Raw genomic sequence first — 24,056 nt, 5'->3', positions numbered from 1 at the left:
CTTATTATTATGACAATCAAAATTATCATGGATACCGATCCTGGTATCGACGATGCAGCTGCAATTACCATGGCTATCAACGATGACAACATCGATTTGAAGCTGATCACTACTGTTGCCGGTAACGTTACGGTGGACAAGACCACGAAGAACGCGCTTAAGTTAGTTCGGTTCTTTAACTCCGACATTCCAGTGGCAGCCGGTGCCAAGCAACCATTGATCAAGCCATTCGAAGATGCTGCTCGGATCCATGGTGAATCAGGAATGCCGGGATACGATTTCCCAGAAGATTTGCCAAAGCCAATGAATAAGAGTGCCGTTGAAGCACTTCACGACGCCATTATGGCCAGTGACGAAAAAATCACGCTGGTACCAACGGGTTCGTACACTAACATCGCTTTACTATTCTCTGAATACCCAGAAGTTAAGGACAACATCGAACGGATCGTTGCCATGGGTGGTTCATTAGGTAAAGGTAACATGACCAGTGCCGCTGAATTCAACGTCTTCACTGATCCTCATGCTGCCCGCATCGTTTACAACTCAGGTGTGCCAATCGTGATGGTTGGTTTGGACATTACCATGAAGGCCTTGTTAACACCTGCAAGCCTTGCAAAGTTACCTGAATTAAACGAGACTGGCCGCATGTTGCACGATATCATCATTCATGATGGTGATAACTCAGACAGCGGTATTGCCATGCACGATGTCAACACCATCTTCTACCTGCTTCACCCAGAAGCAATCACCACTGAAGACATGTGGGTTGATGTTCAAACCGAAGGCCCAGCAATGGGTGAAACGGTTGGTGACATTCGTGGTGCTTACCACGATGGCAAGATCAACGCCTCTGTATGTGTCGACATCGATGCTGCAGCCTTTAACAAATGGTTTATTAACGAAGTTTCAAACATTTCAAAGTAATTTAATTTAGTTTTTACGCTGTTTATACCACTATACAAATAATGAACCGCACTAAGCTGTAAGGGGCTTGGGGCGGTTTATTTGATTAGAAATTTGGTGGACCGTTTCCAATGACGGGAATTGTCTAGTATAATGAAACAGTATGTGGATAGTTAATAACCCTCGAGCTTTCGCTCCACTTCAGGCGCTTTGGGGCTGGAACGCGGTGGCTCGCTCCGGAGCTAATTTGAGGCTATTCGCCTCAAATGGATCTCCTCCGTCTCGCGTGATACTAGGGTATCTGCCAGGGCTTCGCCACTGTCAGCTACCCAGTATCACCGACACCGCTGAGCCCCAGCGCCTTCCGTTGCGCTGATATTGTGAGGGGACTGTTCTGCAGAAGCGTATTTGCGTCAGCAACCCTGCAGTTTGGTTGCAGAAGGTCAGCTGTGTAAATGCAGTGGAGCGTTCAGGGTAAATCGTGGTGTCGATGATGTTAGCGAGCGTTTCGTGCTCGGTTACATCATCAGGCGACGGAGGAGATCCGCCCCAAGCGAAGCGCAGGTGCTAGCTCCGTAGCGCCTGCACGACGAGTTACCCTGAACGTGAAACGGAATGGGCAGAAGCACAACTCAACACAGTAGAATTGCATGTGATGATTAGCTCCAGAACGCCTGCATAATGAGTTACTCTGAACACAGAATGGAATGGACTAATAACTTATCCCAAATTACCCACTAAAAAGTTCGAAAAAGCAAGCAATAACCACGTGTAAGAGCTTGCGTACATACCATAATTAATGTAAAGTATACTAGAGCGTGAAACAAAGTGTTTCACAGAATCCATTAGGAGATTTCAATGAATAATAACCAGTTTATTGCTGCGTTAAAAGCTCAGGGGATTACGGTTTCTGAGCAACAAATGCAACAGTTTGACCAGTATTTTAAAATCCTGGTCGACACTAATCAGCATCTTAATTTAACAACCATTACCGAACGAGGCGACGTTTATCTGAAGCACTTTTATGATTCAATAACGCCCGCCTTTTATGTGCCTGAGTTACGCACTGAAGCATTGACCCTTTGTGACGTCGGTGCGGGAGCCGGGTTCCCATCACTACCGATGAAGATCCTGTTTCCCAATCTGAAAGTCACCATCGTTGATTCATTAAATAAGCGGATCAACTTTTTGAAGGATTTAATTGCTGATTTAGGCCTTGAAGGTGTGAGTGTCTATCATGCCCGAGCTGAAGAGTTTGGTGGCAAGCGGTCCGAACATCGTGAAGCTTATGATGTTGTTACCGCACGGGCAGTAGCACGGATGAGCGTGTTGAGTGAACTATGCCTGCCACTCGTTAAGCTGCACGGTCAGTTTATCGCGCTGAAAGCACAGCAGACCGAAAACGAGCTGGCACAATCTAAGTCGGCCATTGCTACACTTGGTGGCAAATTAAACTTGGACCAATCGTTTACGTTGCCTGAGTCTGGGGATGAACGCCACATTGTGGTCGTAGATAAGGTTAAGCCAACGCCCAAGCGCTATCCACGGAAGGCTGGGACGCCTAACAAGGAGCCGCTCGGTAATTAGTTAGAAAGGGGGACGATTAGGATGGCGTTTTCATTATTTGGTCACGATAAAAGCAACCAGCAAAATAATGAAAGTATCAAGCAAAAAGTAGTTATGGTACCGATTGATGCCATTGTACCCAACCGGTTCCAACCGCGGCACGTCTTTAACAAACGCAGTATAGACGAACTGGCGCAAACCATTTCTGATCATGGCTTACTGCAACCAATCGTTCTACGGGAATATGAACCGCATCAGTACGAGATCATTGCCGGTGAGCGGCGCTTTCGGGCAGTCAAAACGTTAAACTGGCGTGAAGTGCCAGCAATCATTCAATCGTTATCTGATGATGAAACGGCTTCACTAGCACTGATTGAAAACTTGCAACGAGAGGGATTAACCCCGATTGAAGAAGCGCAGGCTTATCAGTCCTTGATGAAACTGAATAAGCTGACGCAAAGCCAGCTGGCCGAAAACGTGGGTAAGAGTCAGTCCTTTATTGCTAATAAGCTGCGGTTATTGAAGTTAAGTGCGCCCGTTCAAGACGCGATTATGAACGAAGAAATTAGCGAACGTCATGGTCGTGCGTTACTTGCAGTTACGCCTAAGCAACAGGTGCAGCTGCTGAAACGAATCGTTAGTGATCATTTGACCGTTCGTGACGCAGAACGGCTGATTCAGCGGCACCGTGCAAAGGCCAAGCCAAAGCCGAAAATTAAATCCGTTTCGGCTGATACCCGAGTGGCGGTCAACACCATCAAGAAGTCATTGAAGATGGTCACCAACGCTGGTTTAAAGATCAAAACAACGGAAGAAGACAACGACGATAGTTACCGAATTACTATCGATATCATAAAAAAATCATAAAGGAGTGACGAAAACTGATGGCAGATATCATTGCGCTTGCAAACCAAAAGGGCGGTGTCGGTAAGACAACGACTTCCGTAAACCTAGGTGCCGGATTAGCTAATCTGGGTAACCGAGTTTTGTTAATCGATATTGATGCACAAGGGAACGCAACTAGTGGAGTTGGGATTGCCAAGTCCTCCATTTCAAAGGATATTTACGATGTTCTGGTCAATGAAGAGCCGATTACTGATGTGATCTTACATACAAGTCATAAAGATTTAGACATTGTGCCAGCAACGATTCAGCTCTCTGGTGCAGAGATTGAGCTGACGGCTCAAATTGCCCGTGAGACCCGTTTATTAGATGCCGTTAAAACCATTGAGGACCAATACGATTTCATTTTGGTGGATTGTCCGCCTTCGTTAGGCCTATTAACCATCAATGCCTTTACGGCCAGCAACTCGATTTTGATTCCCGTTCAAAGCGAGTACTACGCGCTGGAAGGCCTGAGTCAATTGCTGAATACCATTCAGCTCGTGCGGAAGCATTTCAACCCCAGTCTTAAGATCGAGGGTGTGTTGCTGACCATGTATGATGCCCGTACCAATCTGGGCCATCAAGTTAATGAAGAAGTGAAAAAGTACTTTAAGGACAACGTTTACGAGACGATTATTCCACGTAACGTCAGGTTATCCGAGGCGCCTAGCCACGGCTTGCCAATTATGGATTATGACCCGAAGTCAACCGGTGCACTCGTTTATTCGCAACTCGCAAAGGAAGTGGCAGCTGCTCATGGCAAACAAAAATAACAAGGGGCTTGGACGCGGCATTGAAGCATTGTTCGCGGATAATAGCGTTGACCCAGAAGTAGAAACAGTGATCGATATCAAACTCGATCAGATTCGGCCGAACCCGTATCAACCACGGCAGAAGTTTGACCAGACGGCCTTGAAGGACCTTGCCCGTTCGATTGAAAAATCGGGTGTGTTCCAGCCCATCATTGTCCGTCAGCCAGATCCCGAAGTCTCTCGCTATGAGATTCTTGCAGGTGAAAGACGTGTTCGGGCATCTCGTTTGATCAAAAACGAAACGATTCCGGCAATTGTTCGTGAAGTGACAGAACCCCAGATGATGGAGATCGCTGTCATGGAAAACTTGCAGCGTGAAGATTTGACTCCGTTGGAAGAGGCCGAAGCTTATGAAATGCTCATGAGCAATTTGAACATGACGCAGGCCCAGGTTTCGTCACGGTTGGGTAAGAGCCGGCCATACATTGCTAACTACTTGCGGTTATTGGGCTTGCCAAAGCAAGTCAAAGAACTGCTGCAAAAGAAGCGGCTTTCAATGGGGCAGGCGAGAACCCTGCTTTCGCTGAAGGACCGTTCACAGATGGTCAGTCTTGCTAATCGGGCAGCGGATGGTAAAATGACCGTGCGTGCTTTGGAAGGCGTCGTCAATAAGATGAACGGCCAGGCTGCGGCTAAGCCAAAGAAGCGGATCAAGCAGAAGTCACCTTACCTGCGTGCAGGTGAAAACGTCCTTCAAGAGAAGTTCGGGACTCAAGTGACGATCAGCGAGGCTAAAGAAGCAGGCCAAGGTAAGATTGAGATCGAGTATTTGTCAGATGACGACTTAAGCCGTATCTTAGACATTCTCGACGTACATTTAGATTAGGAGTGATTCGATGTACGATTTAGGTGATTTAGTTGAAATGAAAAAACCGCACCCATGTGGCGTAAACCGCTGGGAGATCATTCGGATGGGCGCTGATATTAAAATCAAGTGCACCGGTTGCGGCCACATCGTGATGCTGAGCCGTCGCGAGTTCGAAAAAAAGCTGAAAAAGGTTTTAGAAAAGAAACCACAAACTGACTAAAAAGGAAGAGTGAGACTTTACTATGTCATTAACAGCAGGAATTGTCGGCTTACCAAACGTTGGTAAGTCAACCTTATTTAACGCGATTACCAAGGCAGGGGCAGAAATGGCGAACTATCCATTTGCCACCATCGACCCTAACGTTGGGATGGTTGAAGTGCCAGATTCACGGTTAGACCGGATTCAAGAACTGATTCCGGCTAAAAAAGTCGTGCCAACCACCTTTGAATTTACCGATATTGCCGGCATTGTTAAGGGTGCCAGCAAGGGTGAAGGTTTAGGGAATAAATTCTTGGAAAACATTCGTCAGGTGGATGCTATCGTGCACGTTGTGCGGGCATTTGACGACGATAACATTACCCACGTTTCTGGTAAGATCGACCCAATCGATGATATTGAAACCATCAACTTGGAATTAGGTTTATCAGACCTTGAAGCCGTTGATAAGCGGTTGGCTAAGGTTCAACGGGCAGCTAAGGGTAGCGATAAAGAAGCTAAGGCTGAATTGGCTGTTCTGGAACGCATCAAGCCAGTTCTCGAAGCCGGCAAGGGTGTTCGGACGATGGACTTCAACGAAGACGAAGCGCCAATCGTGAAGGGCTTATTCCTGCTGACCAGCAAACCAGTCCTCTACGTTGCCAACATTGCTGAAGATGATATGGCTGATCCAGAAAACTCGAAGTACTTTAAGGATATTGAAGCCTACGCTGCTAAGGAAGGCGCACAAGCCATTGCCGTTGCTGCGGAAGCTGAAGAAGAAATCGCCGAATTGGATGATGATGAAAAGGCAGACTTCCTAGAAGCTGAAGGCGTCACAGAACCAGGCTTAAACCGTCTGATCCGTGCCTCATACAAGCTCTTAGGCCTAGAAACCTTTTTCACGGCTGGTGGTAAGGAAACCAGAGCTTGGACCTTTAAGAAGGGCACCAAGGCACCACAAGCGGCCGGAATCATTCACTCTGACTTCGAACGTGGTTTTATTCGCGCAGAAGTGATGGCTTTTGATGATTTGGATAAATACGAATCAGAATCAGCGGTTAAGGATGCCGGTAAATTAAGAGTTGAAGGTAAAGATTACGTGATGCAAGATGGGGATATTGTGGAGTTTAGGTTCAACGTCTAGAGTGTGGAACGAGACGTTTAGAGAGCGGCGTGTAAGTTAATGCTGGCAAAAATCCCGGTTTTTGGATTTATGCCAGCATTGGCTTACACATAGCTCTCTGTCTCGTGGAACACGTTTCGGCTATGTAAAAAGTCCACGTAGTCCCCCCAAAAAAAAACAACTAAAAAAGGAGATCCCAAATTGAGCGAAAACGAAAATGAAAAGCGCAATGCAGGCGTTCAGCAGCGTAAACGGAATGCAGCTGTTCACCAGGATCGGAATAGTACGGTCAAAAACGAGCGGGCTGCTTTCGATAACATCGGTTTGACGAAGCGGAACGCGGACTATATGTTCCGATTCAATCAAGCACTGCAAGCCACTAAGTTAAATCCTGAAAAAAAGGCCGAAATCGTTAAGACAACGACAGCGGAACTTTTAGCGGGCCAAAAAAAGGGTAAAACCGCACGTAACCTATATGGTAGCGATGTGAATGCCCGGATCAAAGAGATTATTGAAGGCCCTAAGCGCCCAGCTGGAACACCAGATCCATACTGGCCAAGTACGTTGTATAACGGGCTGAACTTCTTTACGATCTTTAGTTTCATGTTTGGGATTATGTTCCTACTTACCCCAGCACAAAAGGGTGCTCAACCAGTCGGCATTTTGTCGATTCTGTTGTCATCTGTCATCGCTGGCTTAGCATTGCCATTGATCCCACGGATTTTCGATTCAAAGCGGGAACACCGTTTTTCACTTTGGATTCGAATCGCTGGTTCAGTTGCCTTTCTGGTTGTTTGGTTAGGCCTGTTCTCAATGATGGCCTTATTACCAGGCTATTTGAACCCAATGATCGGCGCATGGCCAATGATCGTCCTTGGTGTCGTCAGTGGTTTGGCCTCAATTTTGGTCAAACGGCAATGGAAATTAACGCAAGGCTTTTTCGGCAGCACCCCTCAGCGCCGTCGTTAAAATGAAATCGTAAGCTGCAACCAGTTTGATGGGTAATCCATCGGACTGGTTTTTTATGTTTTTTGAGGCAGCACTGGGGCATTCAAACCATCATGAACGAAGATCAAACAATAATTATAATTAGTCCCAAATCATTGAGAAAATCAGACTAAAACCCGAACATTTCAGCCGAATTGATGAGATTTTACGCTAAAATCTTACAAGTTCATGAGAATCCTTGCATTTTCTGAAAGTCGCTGGTATATTACCAAACAATACAAAAAAAATAATAAGGGGCGTTCATTTCAATGACTACTAATTGGGATTCGAAGTTTCAAAAACAAGGGATTACTTTTGATGACGTATTACTTATACCTGCAGAGAGCCATGTTTTGCCAAACGATGTCGATTTGAGGGTCCAGTTAGCTGATAATTTGAAATTAAACGTGCCGTTCCTCAGTGCCAGTATGGATACTGTAACGGAATCTAAGATGGCGATTGCCATGGCCAATAACGGTGGCTTAGGTGTGATTCACAAGAACATGTCTAAAGAAGCCCAGGCTGGTGAAGTGGCTAAAGTAAAGGCTGTTACTAGCGATAAGATTCGTAAGAACGCAGCACTAGATGACCAGGGCCGTCTATTGGTTGCCGCAGCAGTTGGGGTGACCTCAGACACCTTCGAACGGGCTGAAGGTTTACTGGCTGCCGGTGCGGATGCTATCATCATTGACACGGCTCATGGCCACTCAGCGGGTGTTCTTCGCAAGGTTGCTCAGATTCGTGACCAATTCCCAGATGCCACTTTGATTGCTGGTAACGTTGCTACTGGTTCAGGTACCCGAGCATTATTTGAAGCCGGTGTTGACGTTGTGAAAGTGGGTATCGGTCCCGGCTCTATCTGCACCACCCGGGTCGTTGCCGGTGTCGGTGTTCCTCAATTGACAGCCATTTACGATGCTGCCGAAGTTGCGCAAGAGTTCAACAAGCCAATCATTGCTGATGGCGGGATCAAGTACTCAGGTGATATCGTTAAGGCCTTAGCCGCCGGTGGTAACGCCGTGATGCTTGGTTCGATGCTTTCAGGAACTGATGAAGCTCCTGGCGAAGTCTTCGAAGACAACGGCAAGAAGTACAAGACATACCGTGGTATGGGTTCATTGGCAGCCATGGAACATGGTTCAGCCGACCGTTACTTCCAAGGTGGCGTGAACGAAGCCAACAAGCTGGTGCCAGAAGGCATTGAAGCCCGGGTTGAATACAAGGGCAGCGTCGACGACATCATTTTCCAAATGGTTGGTGGTCTACGTTCCGGCATGGGTTACACCGGTTGTGAGACCGTTCAAGACCTCATCAACGATGCACAGTTTGTTCGCATCTCAAACGCCGGTTTAGTTGAATCACATCCACATGATGTGCAATTAACCAAAGCAGCACCTAACTACAAATAATTAAGTCTAAAACTTTCGGAAGCCCAAGCGGTCGTCATCAAGACGCCTCTTAGGGCTTCTTTTGTTTATTCTCGAAATCTGCTGTAAAATTTAATGAGAACCTTAAGTTACTGGAATAATAATGAATGCCGGCCTATCTTTTGGTAAGATAGACCTAAGCAAACGGGGAAGCTGCACGCTGCTCACGGATTGCGCATGAATAAATGGTGCGGCCATTTTAGTTGATCGATCGAATGATAAGGAGAACGTAAAAATCATGAAAATTTTAGTTGTTGATGACGATAAAGAAATTGCCCAATTACTGGAAATCTACATTAAAAACGAAGGCTACGAGCCCATTACCGCGTACAACGGTAAAGAAGCACTGACGAAGCTGCACACGACACCGGACATCGGTTTGATGATTTTGGACATCATGATGCCTGAAATGAGCGGTATCGAAGTGATCAAGGAAGTTCGTAAGGATTCAGAACTGCCTATCTTGATCCTGTCAGCCAAAACGGATGATATGGATAAGATTCAAGGGTTAGTTAGCGGCGGTGATGATTACGTCACCAAGCCATTTAACCCACTAGAAGTCATGGCCCGAGTTAAATCGTTGCTGCGGCGAGCTTCAGATCACGTGACTGATGAAAAGCCGGATGTGTTAGACATTGGCTCACTGACCATCAATAAGGACTCCCATGAAGTGAAAACGTTATCCGGTAAGCTGGTTAACCTGACCGCTTTGGAATTTGGTATCCTTTACTTATTGGCTAGTCATCCTAACCGGGTCTTTTCAGCGGATGAAATCTTCGAACGGGTTTGGCGCCAGGAATCGATTGTTTCGGCCAAGACGGTCATGGTGCATGTTTCGCATCTGAGAGATAAGATCGAAGAAGCCACTGGCGGCGAGAAGGTCATTCAGACGGTTTGGGGTGTCGGCTACAAGATTGAAACACACTAGGGGAACTATGAATACAGATAGCAAAGGTATGAAACTCACAGCAAGAGAAAAAAGCGCGCTGATCATGGAAGGTATCGTGACCGTCGTGCTTTTGCTGTTGCTTAATCTTTCGGTGATCGTTCTATTAAATGAAATGATTCAAACCAATCCGGGGTTACAGGATGGGATTTTCATTATTAAACGGTCGATTATTATCGGCCCATCGCATTATCAACTCTGGAGCTGGGAAAACATCTTTATCGTGCTGATGGTCGTATTTGACGCCGGCGTTGTCTACTGGCGGCTGATTCGGCGTTATCATCAAATGCAACTGCGGCACATTATTGCTGAACTGCACTATATCGCGAACGGCCACTTTGATCACCGAATCCCGTTTACGATTAAGGGTGAAACGCAACGCGTAATCACATCAGTCAACGCGCTGGTTGATTCCGTCATCGCCTCAATGGATGAGGAACGGCGGATTGAAAAGTCTAAAGATGAACTGATCACAAACGTCAGTCACGATTTACGGACGCCACTGACCTCCATTATTGGTTACCTGGGCTTAGTCGAAGATCGTCAGTATCATTCTGAAGACGAATTATTAAAGTACACTAATACGGCTTTCAATAAGGCCAAACAGATGAAATCCTTAGTGGACGACCTGTTTGTTTATACCAAAATGCGCCAGACCGATACACCGCTGTCGATTGCAACGCTGGATATTGGTCAAATGTTAGAGCAGTTAGCTGCCAGCTACGAACTGGAAGCTGGCGAGAAGGGCATGACGATCAATAGTGAGGTGCCTGATGAACCTATGCAAATTGAAGCTGATGGCGAAAAGCTCGGCCGGGTCTTCAATAATTTGATCACCAACGCCCTGAAATACGGCGAAGGCGGTAAGCAGATTAATTTGCGTGCTGAGCAGCCCAATGACGAAGAAGTGGTGATCAGCGTTGAAAACGACGGGAAGAAAATTCCCGAAGCAGCGTTATCACAGGTGTTTGAACGATTTTACCGGGTTGAAGGTTCCCGTTCAAAAGCGACTGGCGGTACTGGGCTAGGCTTGGCCATTGCCCAGAGTATTATTAGCCGTCACGGCGGTTATATCTACGTGACCTCAACGGATGAATTAACGCGCTTCATTATTCATTTACCTGTTAAAAACGGCACTCAGCTAAAAGATACGCATCAAAAATGAAACATTGGAGGAAGTTATGACAGTCAAATCTGCCAAAAGTAGCCTGCAATTCGGGCTATTTTTGTGTGTTTTTATAGTGACGTTAATGGTCGGCGGGATCAGTGTGAGAGCTGCAGCACCCAATTTACAGGTCAAGTCAGCAATTGCGGTTGATGCTCAAACCGGGCAGGTGCTTTATCAGAAAAACGACCAGCAGCCTTTGCCCATCGCGTCCATGACCAAACTATTATCAACGTACATTGTTTTAAATGAAATCAAGGCTGGCCGCATGCATTGGAATCAGCGGGTCACCGTTAGCCCTGAAATTGCTAAAATGAGTCGGAATAAGGATCTAACTAACGTGCCACTTAGTGCTAACCGAAAGTACACGGTTCGTGATTTGTTTCAGGCGAGTCTGATCTCATCGGCTAACGGTGCCATTTCTGCACTGGGAAACGCCGTGGCCGGTAATCCGCACCGCTTTATTGATAAGATGCGGGCCACTGCCAAACAATTACATTTGACCAGTGCCCATCTGATAACAGCGTCTGGCGTGACAAACGGTCAAGCGGGGAAGTTAGGCTATTCAACCTTAGCCAAAAACGATGAGAACACGATGTCCGCTAGAGACGTGGCGCGCTTATCGCAGATTATTTTAAAGCAGTACCCAGAAATTCTGCAGACTACCCGATTGAGCAAATCGTGGTTTGATAAGGGTCACAGCGATGAGACCCGGATGAATACCTGGAATTTGATGCTGAAGGGTCAGAGTCAAGCCGATGCTCATTTGCCGGTGGATGGTTTGAAGACTGGGACGTCAAAGGCTGCGGGCGGTAACTTTGCCGGCACCGTTGATCGTAATGGTCACCGTATCATTACCATTGTGATGCACGCACAGAATAAAAAGACGGGTGATCCAGCCCGTTTTGTTCAAACGCGCCACTTGATGAACTGGGTGTATGCAAATTATCGGCCTGTTACCCTAAACGCACAGACGTATCAGTTAAGCAACGTTAAGGTCCCAATGGGTAAAAGTACCACCGCTGAAACAACCGTCGCGGCCCCAACCACGATTTGGCTTGGCAAACAGCAGTCAAAGGATCAACTTAGCTCCAAAGTGGTGATTGACGCTGAGCACCGGCAAAAAGGTGGGCTGAAGGCACCACTAGCCGCGAACACGCAAGTCGGTCACGTGCAGCTAATGTTAGCGTGCAGACCGATTTCACAACTGAATGATAACGGGACTTTGAAACTGCCAATTAAAACGATTTACAGCATTAAAGAAGCAAATTGGATCGTTCGGACTTGGCGTAATTTTGTATCTCTGTTTTAAGGTATAATTGATTGCCTGGCTTACTAACGAACTTTATAATATATTGTACCAATATTGTTCTAATATTCCTTAATGGGCTGGAAAATGTAAGCGGCATTTATTGTTTTTTTGTCCAGTTAACTTGTGAAAACACCGTAGGAAAACAGAATGAAACATGGTAAAATGACGTTGTATTGTGTAATTGTCGATTTATGGAGCGGATGCGCGACTTCGATGTGGAAGGGTTCCGGTATGGCCGACTTTTCTTAGTTTAAGCGTGCTTCGGCAGATTGGAAGTTGTTAATTAGACGTTGCTCCCTAATCGTCTGCTTTGCCACTCTACCTTTTATGGAGGCATCATTCTTGACAAAACAAGTGCCAAACCCTAACGAGCCCAAATGGCGTTCAACACTCAACGTTGCAATGCCATTGAACTTAAGCTACATACCAATCGGATTGGCTTGTGGTGTGCTTTTGCATGCTGCGGGATTCAATACGATTTTAACCGGGCTTGTGTCAATTTTTATTTTTTCAGGCGGTGCGCAATTCATGATTGCGTCCATGCTGACGATTAATGCACCATTGCTATCCATCGTATTAATGCTGTTCTTCTTGGAGTTGCGGTATGCGTTACTCGGCTCAAGTTTATCTAAATACCTGATGGGCACATCAGAACGGTTTAAGTTCATTTTTGCAGTGTCGATGAATGATGAAAACTACGCGGTCAACTATTTGAAGTTTGCAACTGATAAAAAATGGACGCCGCGAGAAGCCTTGATGGTTGAACATTATTCACTGCTCTTTTGGACGGTCAGCAACCTCATCGGCAGTTTAGTGGGCAGCGCGCTAAAAATCGATTTAACCGTTGTTCACTTTGCCCTTACCGCGCTGTTCCTCTATATGATCATCATGCAGGTCAAGAACCGCCTGACGATTTTTATCGGGTTGATTGCGGCAGTGCTGGCGGTATTCTTCCTAGTGTTGACAAAGAGCACGTTGGGACTGGTTATTTCAACACTGATCTCCTCGTTTATCGGGTTTTCTTTGGAGCATTACTTACGGCACAAAAAGCCGGGCAGTCATTTCCTATATAAGGTGAGAAACCCCGGTAGTAAGGAAGCATCAGCTGAAGAAGAGTCGGACGAGGGTTAGTTAATTAGGAGACAGATATGGCAGCAGTAAATCACTGGAACACAACGCAACATCTTGTATTAGTTATCTTGGGGTTCTTCGTGGCCTTTGCACCACGTTATCTTCCCATCAAGATTTTTACCCAGCGTAAAATTCCGGAATGGTTCAACGAATGGATGAAATTTATTCCGGTATCGCTGTTTACCGCACTGGTCGTGAAGGACGTGTTTGTGACGCCAACTTATCAGTTCGATATTGTGCATCACACACCAGAAATCATTGCCTCAGTTATTGTGGGCTTAATTGCCTACTTTACGCGGTCAATGGCACTTTCAGTAGTGGTGGGGCTCGTCAGTGTCTTCTTACTGGCAGTCGTCTTGTAAACAAATCTAAAGTTAAAATTTTTCGGCTTTAAAGCCATATGAAGCGTGAAGCAGTGCAGTCATTTAGTTGACTGGACTGCTTTTTTACGTTTTGGATAATCTTATCAATCGCTACTGCCGTGGGAATTGCAACATGTTATAATGAGAAATAAGATACCTGAAAGCGGGAGGAATTACTTTGAAAAAGTGGATCTGGACCATCGTGGCAGTTGTCGTCATTTTAGTTATTGGCGGGGTGACATTTACCAGTCATCATATTACCCAAAAAGCCTATACAGCGGCCATGACGACTGGTAAGACGGCGGTCAGCAAAAAAAACTATTCAGTTGCTGAATCGTCATTCCAAGAAGCTTTGCGTCATCGGACCAACGATAAGGTGGCCAAAGGCTATTTGACGCAGACACAAAACTTCGTGTCTGCAGAATCGGCTATGACCGACCATGAATTTAATGTGGCTAAGGCCAATTATACGAAAGTTAAAAAAGCCAAAACAGGACTTTCAACTTTGAGTAACCGTGCGAAAACAGCATTGAAGATCTTAAAGACCGTTCAACTGAAGGCCGAAACGTTCCAAGATGTTTACGACCAAGCTTTAACTCAGAATCAGGGGCAATCTTACGAAGCTTCTAACGCTACGTTGGACCGAATCTTTAAGGATACCGCAGCACAAGAAGTCTACTATACTGACATTTACAATAAAGCGGTTGAACTCCGTAGCGCCAACAATAAAGCCATTAAAAATGGCGGTGACGGTACTGGCGATGGCAGTGCCGTCGATAGTTCAAGCTCGACTAGTGATCATTCAAGTAGCTCCACACCTGGATTGACGGATGCCGAAAAGGCCGCAGTCAAAAACTATAAGGGGTCGAACGAATACACCGTTAAAAAATCACAAACTGAGATTAATGGTAAACCTATCACCGCAGCTCAAATTTCAAACGCTCGGAAAATCTTGTCTTCAATCGGTGTGCCATCGGGCAGTTTTTCGGATCAAGATATTAGAAGTGGTTTGATTGCTGCGCACAAGGCAGGTATTTCGTTTAAAGCCTATGCAGAGAAAAATTACAAGTAACGAAATGGTCCTTGTTTGACCACGTTTGTATGTGGTGGACGGGGCTATTTTAATTGATTGACTAGAGGGGAGGGGCGCTATGAGCTTATATCAGCGGTTTATTAAAAATGTTGTTCTAAGGCGTTGGGTCGTCTTGGGGATCTTGATCAGCGTGCTTTGGCTGGTGAGGTCCGAAATGAGTAAGATTTTGCTGACGTTTATCTTTACGTATTTAATCGTTAGCTTGATCAGGACTATCCAGCAACGCGTTAAGATTCCGTACCAGTTCATCGTCATTGTGGTTTACGTCTTACTGATTGTTGGCCTCTATTTGGGGATCACCATTTATATTCCTAAGATTACCGCACAGGTGGTTTCATCTGTTCAGTCGATCTACACGTTTTACCAAAATTCAGCTAATGACACTAACCAGACAGTTAGACTGGTGTCAGACTGGATCGGTAAATCCAATCTTTTGCCACAGGTGCGAGGCAGCTTGAAATTACTGGTTGATTACATTACCAGTATTGGTTCATTTGGTGTCACCATCGTGCTTTCCATCATTTTGAGCTTCTTTTATACGATTGAGCTCAAACCAATGAACGCCTTTTCCAAGTTATTCCTCAGCAGCGATTATGGCTGGTTCTTTCAGGATGTTTCCTATTTCGGCCATAAGTTTGCCGATACCTTTGGGGTGGTTTTGGAAGCGCAATTTCTGATTGCCTTGTTCAACACAGCGGTCACAACGATTGGTTTGGCGTTCCTGCATATTCCACAATTACTGGCCGTGGCTATCATGATTTTCATTTTGAGCCTGATTCCCGTGGCTGGGGTCATTATTTCAGCTATTCCCCTCAGTATTCTCGGTTATGCGGTCGGCGGATTTCGGGATGTGATCACGATTTTGATTCTGTTGCTGGTCGTTCATACCCTTGAGGCCTACGTTTTAAATCCTAAGCTCATGTCCAGTAAAACCGAACTGCCAATTTTTTATACGTTCGTGGTATTATTGGCTGGTGAAGCCATGTGGGGCACTTGGGGATTGATTGTCAGTGTGCCGATCTTCACTTTCTTCCTGGATATTCTGGGCGTTAAAAAGGCGCATGGTTTATACGTTGCGCCACAAGAGTTAAAAGAAAAAATCAAAGAACAACGGAAACGCTGGAAGTCGGATGACTAACAGTGCAAACGTTGACTAACAAATTGGAGGCTTTATTTTGAAAAAGACACTTTCATGGTTGATACCCGTTGCGGTTGGCCTATTACTAGCTCTCGGTATTCGTTTCTTATGGCTGGTGCCCATCAATGTTTCTGGTGCGTCAATGGAACCTAATTTAAAGAACAACCAACACGTTGTGGCGGTTAAAACCGCTCCCGTTAAGCGTTACTCCGTGATTGTTTTTGATGCTTCAGGGGTGGATGCAAACGCGGCACCAAAGGAAAATTACGTTAAGCGTGTGATTGGTCTGCCAGGCGATTCGATTCGTTACAGCAAGACTGGTAAATTGTACGTGAACGGCAAGTATCAAGCTCAAAACTACATTTCAAAGTATCAGCAGCAAGCCGGCACGGTTGCCAGCTATAAAAACGGTTTTAACCTAGTTTCTGCAGCTCGTCAAAACGACTGGAGCAATAAGTGGAGCCTCGCCATTGGTAATAACCGGATCAACAAAGTGCCAAAGAACTGCTACTTCGTACTAGGTGATCATCGGAGCGTTTCAGAAGATAGCCGAGTATACGGGTTCGTGCCAAAGAGTAAGTTGGTCGGTGTTGTGAAGGTTGGTTTCTGGAAGAGTAACCATAAAATCATTAACAATTACCAGAATTAATCGGCCAAAATATTTCACAAATAATTAATCTGTTTAAGCGGGTTCAATCTACGAAAGGATTGGACCCGCTTTTCTAATGTGAAAAGCGAATTGGTACTGGAATTACCGTTCATTTGGTGTAAAATAGTTTGGGTAATTAAAAGAAGAAAGAGGTATTTAACTAATGGCTAAATTAGTATTGATTCGTCATGGTCAAAGTGAATGGAACTTATCTAACCAATTTACTGGTTGGGTTGACGTTGACCTTAGTGATGAAGGTGTTAAGCAAGCTATCAACGCTGGTAAGTTAATCAAGGAAGCAGGCATTGAATTTGACTATGCTTACACTTCTGTCTTAACTCGTGCCATCAAGACTTTGCATTATGCTTTGGAATACTCAGACCAACTCTGGATTCCAGAAACCAAGACTTGGCGTTTGAACGAACGTCACTACGGTGCATTGCAAGGCCAAAACAAGGCTGAAGCAGCTAAGAAGTTCGGTGACGAACAAGTCCACATCTGGCGTCGTTCATACGATGTTTTGCCTCCATTGCTGAGTGCTGATGATGAAGGATCAGCAGCTAACGATCGTCGTTATGCTAACTTGGATCCTAACATCGTACCTGGTGGTGAAAACTTGAAGGTTACCTTGGAACGGGTTATGCCTTTCTGGGAAGACGAAGTTGCACCTAAGTTGTTAGATGGCAAGAACGTCATCATTGCAGCCCATGGTAACTCATTACGTGCCTTGAGCAAGTACATTGAAGGTATCTCAGATGAAGATATCATCAACTTGGAAATGAAGACGGGCCAACCAGTTATCTATGACTTCGACGAAAAGTTGAAGGTTTTGGGTAAGAGTAAACTCGGCTAGAGTGTGGAAGCAGGCGGTTAAGGAGCGGCGTGTAAGATGATATTGGCAAAAATCCCGGTTTTGGATTTATGCCAATATTGACTTACACATAGCTCCTTGCCTGCTGGAACACGTTTCAGCAACACAAATTTAAAATTAACCAAAAGTGGTCACTAACGGGCGTTTCGTCTGTCCCGTGGGTGATCATTTTTCTGCGCTAAATTGCGTAAAACTGGTTAATGATGGTAAGAATAATTAAAAGTCACAGAACGGGAGAGAAATTAAGTCTTGAATAACGAAACAGAAGTCAGTCAACGAGAAATGTTAAAAATCATTGGTATCTTTAGAAAAAATGGGTTTAAGGGTGAATACGAAACCTTTACCCGGTCTGAAGAGAGTGAAGACGAATTTTTAGTTGTCGTCACGGATGAGAATACCCATATTAAGGGGTTATTCAAAGCTGATATTGCGAAGGGCTTAGTTTCGTTCCAACACGTTTTAACTGATTCAGATACGGTTGCGTAGTCAATAACGACAGAGTTAACAATCCTCTGAAGTTCGCCAGTCAACGAGTTCAGAGGACTTTTTTTGTCGCAAAATAACTGTTACAAACAAATCAACTATAAGAATGGGATGGCATAAAAGAGATGCATCAATTAATGGCAGAGTTTATGGGCACAGCACTAATGATTTTATTCGGGGTGGGTGTCCATGCTGGCACAGTTTTACACGATACAAAGTACCATGGTTCAGGGCATCTATTTGCGATCACCACTTGGGCATTCGGTATTTCAATCGCCTTATTTATTTTTGGTAACGTTACGATCAATCCAGCAATGGCCTTCTGCATGTATTTATTAGGCAAAATGAGCTTTATTACATTTATCGAAACTTCTATTTTTCAAATTGCAGGCGGCATTGTTGGTGCTGTGATCGTGTACATTATGTACGCAGATTCATTTAAAAACTCTTACGATAAAATCGATCCAGTGACGATCCGTAACATTTTCTCAACGTCACCGGCTGTCCGGAACTTACCCCGGAATTTCTTTGTGGAATTTATCGACACATTCATCTTTTTGACTTCAATCCTAGCAATTTCTCGCGCTAACTCACCAGAAGTTGTGCCAATCGGTGTTGGTCTGCTGGTTTGGGCAATTGGTATGGGTCTCGGTGGTCCTACTGGTTTCGCAATGAACCAAGCACGTGATCTTGGTCCACGGATCGCCCACGCCATTTTACCAATCCAGAACAAGGCTGAAAGCGACTGGCAATACGGGTTACTGGTACCAGGGATTGCACCATTCTTTGGCGCTGTGGCAACAGCATTGTTTGCTAAGTTTTATTTAGGTATTTAATTTCATTCAATGTCTATCAGATATCAAAAAGAAGCTCAATTCATGACGAATTGAGCTTCTTTTGCGTTATTTTGAAACGATTATTTTTACGTTTAGTGGAACTGCATCCCGCCATCAACTTCGATGGTTTGACCAGTAATGTAATTTGAATCTGGACCAGCCAAGAAGGAAACGGCGTTAGCAACATCTTCTGGTTCGGACAAGCGCTTCAAAGCGATGTCCTTTGCGAAGGTCTGCATGCCCCATTCATCGTCTTTGCCGGCATTCTTACCAACTTGGTGAGCAATGTCAAACATCATTGGCGTCTTAACGATACCTGGTGCGTAGGCGTTAACCGTGATGTTTTCTTCGGCTAAGTCACGGGCAACAACTTGTGTGATCCCACGAACGGCAAACTTAGTACCACTGTAAAGGGCCAAGTTAGGGTTACCGACAACACCGGCTTGAGAGGTGGCGTTGATGATCTTGCCACCCTTGCCGTTCTTCTTAAACTGTTCATGAGCGGCTTGGATGCCCCAAATATCACCGGCAACGTTAACGTGATAAACTTTGTCGAATTGTTCTGGTGTGATGGTATCGATTGGCGTAGTTGGGCCAAGGCCAGCGTTGTTAACCAAAACATCGAATCCGCCTAATTTTTCAGCAGCTTCTTTAACTGCTGCAAAGAAGCTGTCACGGTCACTAACATCAACCTTGACGCCAATGGCTTTGCCACCGCCGTCATTAACTTCTTTGGCAACTTCGTTAGCTGTATCAGTGTTTAAATCAGCAACTGCAACTGCGAATCCATCTGATGATAAACGCTTAACAATGGCTTTACCAATACCTTGTCCGCCACCTGTAACAAAAGCAACTTTACCGTTAAGTTCTGTCATTCGAAACGCCTCCTAAAAGTAGTTGTATCACAACACTATTAGAATAGCATAATTACCAGAGTATTGAAAACGATTACACTTCTTTGATGAAAAGAGCTCAAATTAGTTATTTCGGCCATCGGGGGGTGACAAATTGCTGGAAAATGGGATGTAAAACCAACTCTTTAATTGGTCGAGACTTTTTAGTTTGAACTGTTGATAAAAATCAGGTAAACTACAATTGATTTATTGATATTAGTATTTTGAATAGTGGAGTTAGGTATGGATTATACCAGTAGGGGGGCTTTAAAATGAACCAGCCAAAGATGATCAAGCAGCTTTTAATTTCCAGTACAGTTTTGGGCAGTTTGCTGATGGTAGGGGTTACACAGGCTAAAGCAGACGAGGGACAGACTGATACAGCCAGCGCAGCGACAACTGAATCAACCACTGATTCAACGAGTATCAGTGATAGTTCGGTTACGTTACAGTCTTCAACTGAACGTACAACTAAGGTAAGCACTGAATCGAACCCAGTGACGAAAACGACTGAAACAGATGCTGATCAGACGACGGTGGAGGAACAACCGCAATCTGAGCAGTCTAATGATGCGACCAATCCGGCAGTTAGCCAGAAGAGCGCTGAACAGTTACCAGCGCCTGAGCAGGTTACTGCACCAGTTGCGCAAAGCAGGATGACCACCTTTAAGGCGGTTAAGTCAGACGTTTCTGCCAGTGTTGTAAAGGCCGATATCGACTTAACGGCTCAAGAACCGGAGATTCAAGCGGGTGAGTCAGCTAATTTTAATTTGAAATTATCAGTGAGTGGTATTAATCAAACCATGAATGAGCAGCGTTTGGTGATTGATTTGCCACAGGATTTTAAACTGAGCGATGGCCTCGACTTAGCAATTGATGGGATTACGCCAACGCTTAGCACAGACGGTACGCAGCTGATTTATTCCTTTACAGCACCCATTAATGGTTTGTCAGTTGCCAAGAAATTCGTCTTTTCGACAGCTAACCAAGCGATTATAAATGGCACGCAGATTACTATGGGGGCTACTTATTTTGATGGAGATACCCAACTAGTCCAAGCGGATAAACAAAGCGTGACCGTGCAATCAACTGCGCAATACGGGGTGACTAACCGGATGATTGGGACGCTCGCCCAAGATGAAGACGGGAACATCTTGCTGGACGAAGACGGTAACGCCGTTATTAATACAAAGATGTTAACCGGATTGCCTGGCGATCTACTGGTTTATCGGGTGGGTATTTCGGCACCAAAGAGCACGTTGGGACAAGCGTATTTCAAACCAGGGTCAACAACGAGCCTCAAATATTTGATTCCGGCTGGATTATCATTCGTAAGCGTGGATAACTCAACAGTAACACCAGTGGTCCAAACTTCCGGCGGTGGTCAAACATTACTGACCTTTAATATGACAGCGCCAAGTTTAGAGGATCAGCTGGCCGCTACCGACAACTTGTTTAACGCTTATTTCAACATTGTGCTTCGAATCAATAAAGACACCAAAGCACTGACTAAGTTAACAACTCAGAGTCAGGTAAATGCAACTTCAATCAATGGCGAAAGTACAACTTCAAAAATTGCTAACAGTACCATTCAGGTTTCGGCTAATGCGAAGACGCCAATTACGCCAACGGATGGTTCTGTATTTGTTCAGTATCACTGGGGTCCTGCAGATGGTGAGGGAAATCTAACCAAAAAAATTGGCAATGTTGACCCAACGGTTTATCCCAATGCCCAACTGGCATTTTTGATGCAAACTGGACCAGAAGACTTTGATTACCTTGATACTGAGTTTCCTATTTATGGTAGAGCCATTACCAAGTATATTGCGACTTATAATGTTGACCCACATTTAAACGTTGATTTGATGCAAGTGACCGCGCCAAGTTCGTATGTCGAAATTCCTGAACAGTCAATTTATGGGATTCAGGTTCCGCTGGTTGAACAACCAGTAGCGGATGTTTACGTTCGTTATCAAGACGAGAGTGATTTTGAAACGACCCCAATTATGACTGATCTGACAACGACCAATGGCGACGTTGATATGTCGCAATACGTGGACAACAATCGTGGTGTGGCGCAAATTCAGTTTGTTTATAAAGTCCATCCTCAAGGTCTACAAACTAACACGTATTTTAAGATGTCGCCTAAGGCCGGCTACTTTGGTAAAGTATCCAACGACTTCACGGTTGAAATTGCCGGCGGTAATAGTGCTGCTTGGGAAGATGTGATTTATTCTAAAGATGGCGCTATTGTTCAAGGAAAAATTGATGGCAATAACGTTATTACACCGAGTCGTCGAACTGGTACGGATGTTCATCAGTATGATGACCACGGATATTTGGTAGCAGAAGGTTCCGCGGATGATACGCGAGCAATCTATAATCAATACATGGCGCCCCAAACGGCAGAAATCGTAGCTCCTGCCGAGAACATGCCACGGGTGCTCAATGAGAGCCTGAACTTGCTGAATCAGCAGAACGGATTGGCGACCTCTGGTGACAATACCTTACAAGTCATGGTGGAAAATAACCAAGCTTCCGTTCAAGACTTTAGTGGTTTGAAGTCTTACGTTTTCCTACCAAAAGGGATGACCTACACCGGAACGGACAGCAACGTGACGGCCAAGCAAGTCGATAACGGCACGATGCTGACTATCAACTGGGATGCCACCAGTTTGGCACCAAATGATCAAAATAAGCTTGATTTAGCTGTCAATATCGCTCCTGAATTGAAATTACAGTCGGTAACGCCTGCTGTATATTCAACCGTGACTGAAAAGGATACGGTGGCGCCCGCTAACCTAGATCCAGATAGTCCTTCCGCAGTGCAAATGGTACCGGATAGCAGTGATATTGATGGCAACTCTGATACAGCAAACGTCTTTGTGTTACAGCAACGCCTATTGTTAGCAACGGATTCTAACCAAATTCACGTGGCCGCCACCGCTACTAATAATGCTGGTGAAACCAGCATGGTAGTCTCCACTGAAATTGGTCAAGATGCGCAATATGGGCTTTCGTTCACACCACAGTCAGATGGCGGTTTAACTGACGTGACCATTATCGGCACACTGCCAACTGTTGGCGATACCGCTGTAACGGATCCGGATCAATCCCGTGAAACGACCACTGCAGTCACCATGACTGGACCAGTTGTGTTGCCGGATGCTTGGCAAGGTTTGGCAACGGTTCAGTACGCGCTGGCTGCTGCTCCTGATACGTACGTTGACGAATCAGCAGTGAGTGATTTTAGCCAAGTAGTTGGTTTCAAGTTGTCATATGACGGTGATAGCTATCTGCCAACGACAGATACATCACAGCTAAAGGTTCCAGTGAAAATGTCACTTTCAGCTCAGAAAGATCAAGTAGCCTACATGAGTTTCTCAGTGGCTGCCAATGGACTGGCTGCCACTGAAGGAACGAAGGCTGGGTTAATTAGCCTAGGTACTGGACAGACCGGACCTGGAATCTGGGTGAAGTCGAATACGGTGACCCGGACGATTGAATATCGGGATCGGTCAACGAATGAAATCATCGCGCCTTCCGTTACTCAACAAGCAGTCGTGACTCAAACGAGTGTCATTGATCCAGAAACTGGTGAGGTTGTACCAGGTGAATGGGTATTAACCGATGGCGGTTGGATTGCCGTTAAGTCGCCAGACCTTTCTGCACAGGGGTACGGGTTCGCTAGCCAGGATGTTGATGCGGGCACGGTTGATGGGGATACCGAGAACACCACCGTTACCGTCTTTTACGATAAGACGACGGGGCCATCAACCCCAACTAACCCGACGAGTCCAACAGGTCCAACCAACCCAAACAATCCAACTAATCCGACACCCCCAACGACACCGCAACAACCGGAAGTCTTACCGGGGCGTCCGGATAACAACGTGGTAACGGGTGAGCAAACCACTGACCCCGAGCAGGTTACCTCAAATCGTGAACAAGTGAATGGTAGCGTTGATAACGGTAGTCAGGCTGGAACGGCTACGGTTAGTGAAGCTGGCCAAGCCACTAATGCGACTGCTAAAACGGCAGTAACCTTACCTCAAACGGATGAACAGCAAACACCACTTGGTTTATTAGGACTATTAATGGCGACAATCCTTGGTGTGTTTGGGGTTGAACGTAATAAGCGACGTGAACGTTAAATTGCGGTAGATGCCAGAAAAATTTAATCGTCCAGATTACAGAAATGCAGTCTGGACGATTTTTAGGTCATTTAGGACATTTAGTATGACTTCTAAAACTTCAATGTGATTAGTTGATACAATGCCAATATCTGACCTACTTTCGGTATACTACTTTAGTAGAGCAATTTAGTGACGGTTGGCAAATCTAATTGAAAAGGTCTGATGCCTATGAGTGTAAGCACTTGTAACGCACATTCTGGAGAAAGGATAAGCCATTTTGTCTTGGATTGGTTTTCTCATTGTTTTGGTTGGCAAAATTACGGGATTGATT

The 24,056-nt window shown here is 45.3% G+C and carries 22 protein-coding genes; 21 read left to right on the top strand and 1 reads right to left on the bottom strand.

Features of this window, described 5'->3' with window-relative positions; translation table 11 throughout:
• Positions 1 to 9: 9 nt before the first annotated feature.
• From rihC to larD, 20 genes are all read left to right on the top strand, one after another.
• Entirely contained in the window at positions 10 to 924 is a 915-nt protein-coding gene (gene rihC, locus IWT5_RS00655; protein ID WP_089108027.1) for a ribonucleoside hydrolase RihC, read from the top strand.
• Positions 925 to 1,761: 837 nt separating this feature from the next.
• On the top strand, positions 1,762 to 2,490 hold the full coding sequence (gene rsmG, locus IWT5_RS00650) for a 16S rRNA (guanine(527)-N(7))-methyltransferase RsmG (protein ID WP_089108026.1): 729 nt from the start codon (positions 1,762 to 1,764) through the stop codon (positions 2,488 to 2,490).
• 21 nt (positions 2,491 to 2,511) lie between these two features.
• Positions 2,512 to 3,336 carry a nucleoid occlusion protein gene (gene noc, locus IWT5_RS00645; protein WP_089108025.1) on the top strand — a complete coding sequence of 275 codons (825 nt, stop codon included), beginning with the start codon at positions 2,512 to 2,514 and terminating at the stop codon, positions 3,334 to 3,336.
• 17 nt (positions 3,337 to 3,353) lie between these two features.
• Complete coding sequence (locus IWT5_RS00640) at positions 3,354 to 4,127, top strand: ParA family protein (RefSeq protein ID WP_089108024.1); 774 nt, start codon at positions 3,354 to 3,356, stop codon at positions 4,125 to 4,127.
• Entirely contained in the window at positions 4,111 to 4,992 is an 882-nt protein-coding gene (locus IWT5_RS00635; RefSeq protein ID WP_089108023.1) for a ParB/RepB/Spo0J family partition protein, read from the top strand. Before IWT5_RS00640 ends, IWT5_RS00635 begins: the two co-directional genes overlap by 17 nt.
• A gap of 10 nt (positions 4,993 to 5,002) precedes the next feature.
• Positions 5,003 to 5,194 carry a DUF951 domain-containing protein gene (locus tag IWT5_RS00630; RefSeq protein ID WP_089108022.1) on the top strand — a complete coding sequence of 64 codons (192 nt, stop codon included), beginning with the start codon at positions 5,003 to 5,005 and terminating at the stop codon, positions 5,192 to 5,194.
• 22 nt (positions 5,195 to 5,216) lie between these two features.
• Positions 5,217 to 6,317 (top strand): redox-regulated ATPase YchF, encoded by a 1,101-nt coding sequence (gene ychF / locus IWT5_RS00625; RefSeq protein WP_089108021.1) that lies wholly within the window; start codon positions 5,217 to 5,219, stop codon positions 6,315 to 6,317.
• Between the two features lie 180 nt (positions 6,318 to 6,497).
• On the top strand, positions 6,498 to 7,265 hold the full coding sequence (locus tag IWT5_RS00620) for a DUF1129 family protein (RefSeq protein ID WP_089108020.1): 768 nt from the start codon (positions 6,498 to 6,500) through the stop codon (positions 7,263 to 7,265).
• A gap of 287 nt (positions 7,266 to 7,552) precedes the next feature.
• Positions 7,553 to 8,692, top strand: a complete 1,140-nt coding sequence (gene guaB, locus IWT5_RS00615) for an IMP dehydrogenase (RefSeq protein ID WP_089108019.1) — start codon at positions 7,553 to 7,555, stop codon at positions 8,690 to 8,692.
• Positions 8,693 to 8,948: 256 nt separating this feature from the next.
• Entirely contained in the window at positions 8,949 to 9,638 is a 690-nt protein-coding gene (gene croR, locus IWT5_RS00610; RefSeq protein ID WP_089108018.1) for a response regulator transcription factor CroR, read from the top strand.
• A 28-nt stretch (positions 9,639 to 9,666) separates the two neighbouring features.
• Positions 9,667 to 10,821: a sensor histidine kinase gene (locus IWT5_RS00605; RefSeq protein WP_089108164.1), complete on the top strand. Its 1,155-nt coding sequence runs from the start codon at positions 9,667 to 9,669 to the stop codon at positions 10,819 to 10,821.
• Positions 10,822 to 10,837: 16 nt separating this feature from the next.
• Positions 10,838 to 12,133: a serine hydrolase gene (locus tag IWT5_RS00600; protein WP_089108017.1), complete on the top strand. Its 1,296-nt coding sequence runs from the start codon at positions 10,838 to 10,840 to the stop codon at positions 12,131 to 12,133.
• A 327-nt stretch (positions 12,134 to 12,460) separates the two neighbouring features.
• Positions 12,461 to 13,264: an AzlC family ABC transporter permease gene (locus IWT5_RS00595; protein WP_089108016.1), complete on the top strand. Its 804-nt coding sequence runs from the start codon at positions 12,461 to 12,463 to the stop codon at positions 13,262 to 13,264.
• A gap of 17 nt (positions 13,265 to 13,281) precedes the next feature.
• On the top strand, positions 13,282 to 13,626 hold the full coding sequence (locus tag IWT5_RS00590) for an AzlD domain-containing protein (RefSeq protein ID WP_089108015.1): 345 nt from the start codon (positions 13,282 to 13,284) through the stop codon (positions 13,624 to 13,626).
• Positions 13,627 to 13,804: 178 nt separating this feature from the next.
• Positions 13,805 to 14,698, top strand: coding sequence for a hypothetical protein (locus IWT5_RS00585; RefSeq protein WP_089108014.1), 894 nt, complete (start codon positions 13,805 to 13,807; stop codon positions 14,696 to 14,698).
• A gap of 79 nt (positions 14,699 to 14,777) precedes the next feature.
• Positions 14,778 to 15,857 carry an AI-2E family transporter gene (locus IWT5_RS00580; protein ID WP_089108013.1) on the top strand — a complete coding sequence of 360 codons (1,080 nt, stop codon included), beginning with the start codon at positions 14,778 to 14,780 and terminating at the stop codon, positions 15,855 to 15,857.
• 37 nt (positions 15,858 to 15,894) lie between these two features.
• Complete coding sequence (lepB, locus tag IWT5_RS00575) at positions 15,895 to 16,506, top strand: signal peptidase I (protein WP_225360173.1); 612 nt, start codon at positions 15,895 to 15,897, stop codon at positions 16,504 to 16,506.
• Positions 16,507 to 16,669: 163 nt separating this feature from the next.
• A complete protein-coding gene (locus IWT5_RS00570; protein WP_089108011.1) occupies positions 16,670 to 17,359 on the top strand; it encodes a 2,3-diphosphoglycerate-dependent phosphoglycerate mutase in 690 nt (229 codons plus the stop codon).
• A gap of 267 nt (positions 17,360 to 17,626) precedes the next feature.
• On the top strand, positions 17,627 to 17,863 hold the full coding sequence (locus tag IWT5_RS00565; RefSeq protein ID WP_225360172.1) for a hypothetical protein: 237 nt from the start codon (positions 17,627 to 17,629) through the stop codon (positions 17,861 to 17,863).
• 122 nt (positions 17,864 to 17,985) lie between these two features.
• Entirely contained in the window at positions 17,986 to 18,696 is a 711-nt protein-coding gene (larD, locus tag IWT5_RS00560; protein ID WP_089108010.1) for a D/L-lactic acid transporter LarD, read from the top strand.
• Positions 18,697 to 18,788: 92 nt separating this feature from the next.
• On the opposite strand, the gene IWT5_RS00555 is transcribed toward larD, so the two are convergent.
• Positions 18,789 to 19,571 (bottom strand): (S)-acetoin forming diacetyl reductase, encoded by a 783-nt coding sequence (locus tag IWT5_RS00555; RefSeq protein WP_089108009.1) that lies wholly within the window; start codon positions 19,569 to 19,571, stop codon positions 18,789 to 18,791.
• A gap of 290 nt (positions 19,572 to 19,861) precedes the next feature.
• Here IWT5_RS00555 and IWT5_RS00550 point away from each other — a divergent pair, with 290 nt between their 5' ends.
• Positions 19,862 to 23,743 (top strand): mucin-binding protein, encoded by a 3,882-nt coding sequence (locus tag IWT5_RS00550; RefSeq protein ID WP_089108008.1) that lies wholly within the window; start codon positions 19,862 to 19,864, stop codon positions 23,741 to 23,743.
• Positions 23,744 to 24,056: the final 313 nt, after the last annotated feature.

The sequence above is a fragment of the Secundilactobacillus mixtipabuli genome (genome assembly GCF_002217925.1).
GTDB lineage: Bacteria > Bacillota > Bacilli > Lactobacillales > Lactobacillaceae > Secundilactobacillus > Secundilactobacillus mixtipabuli.
The sequence above is the reverse complement of the archived record's forward strand: the minus strand, read 5'-3'. Positions and strand labels throughout refer to the sequence as shown.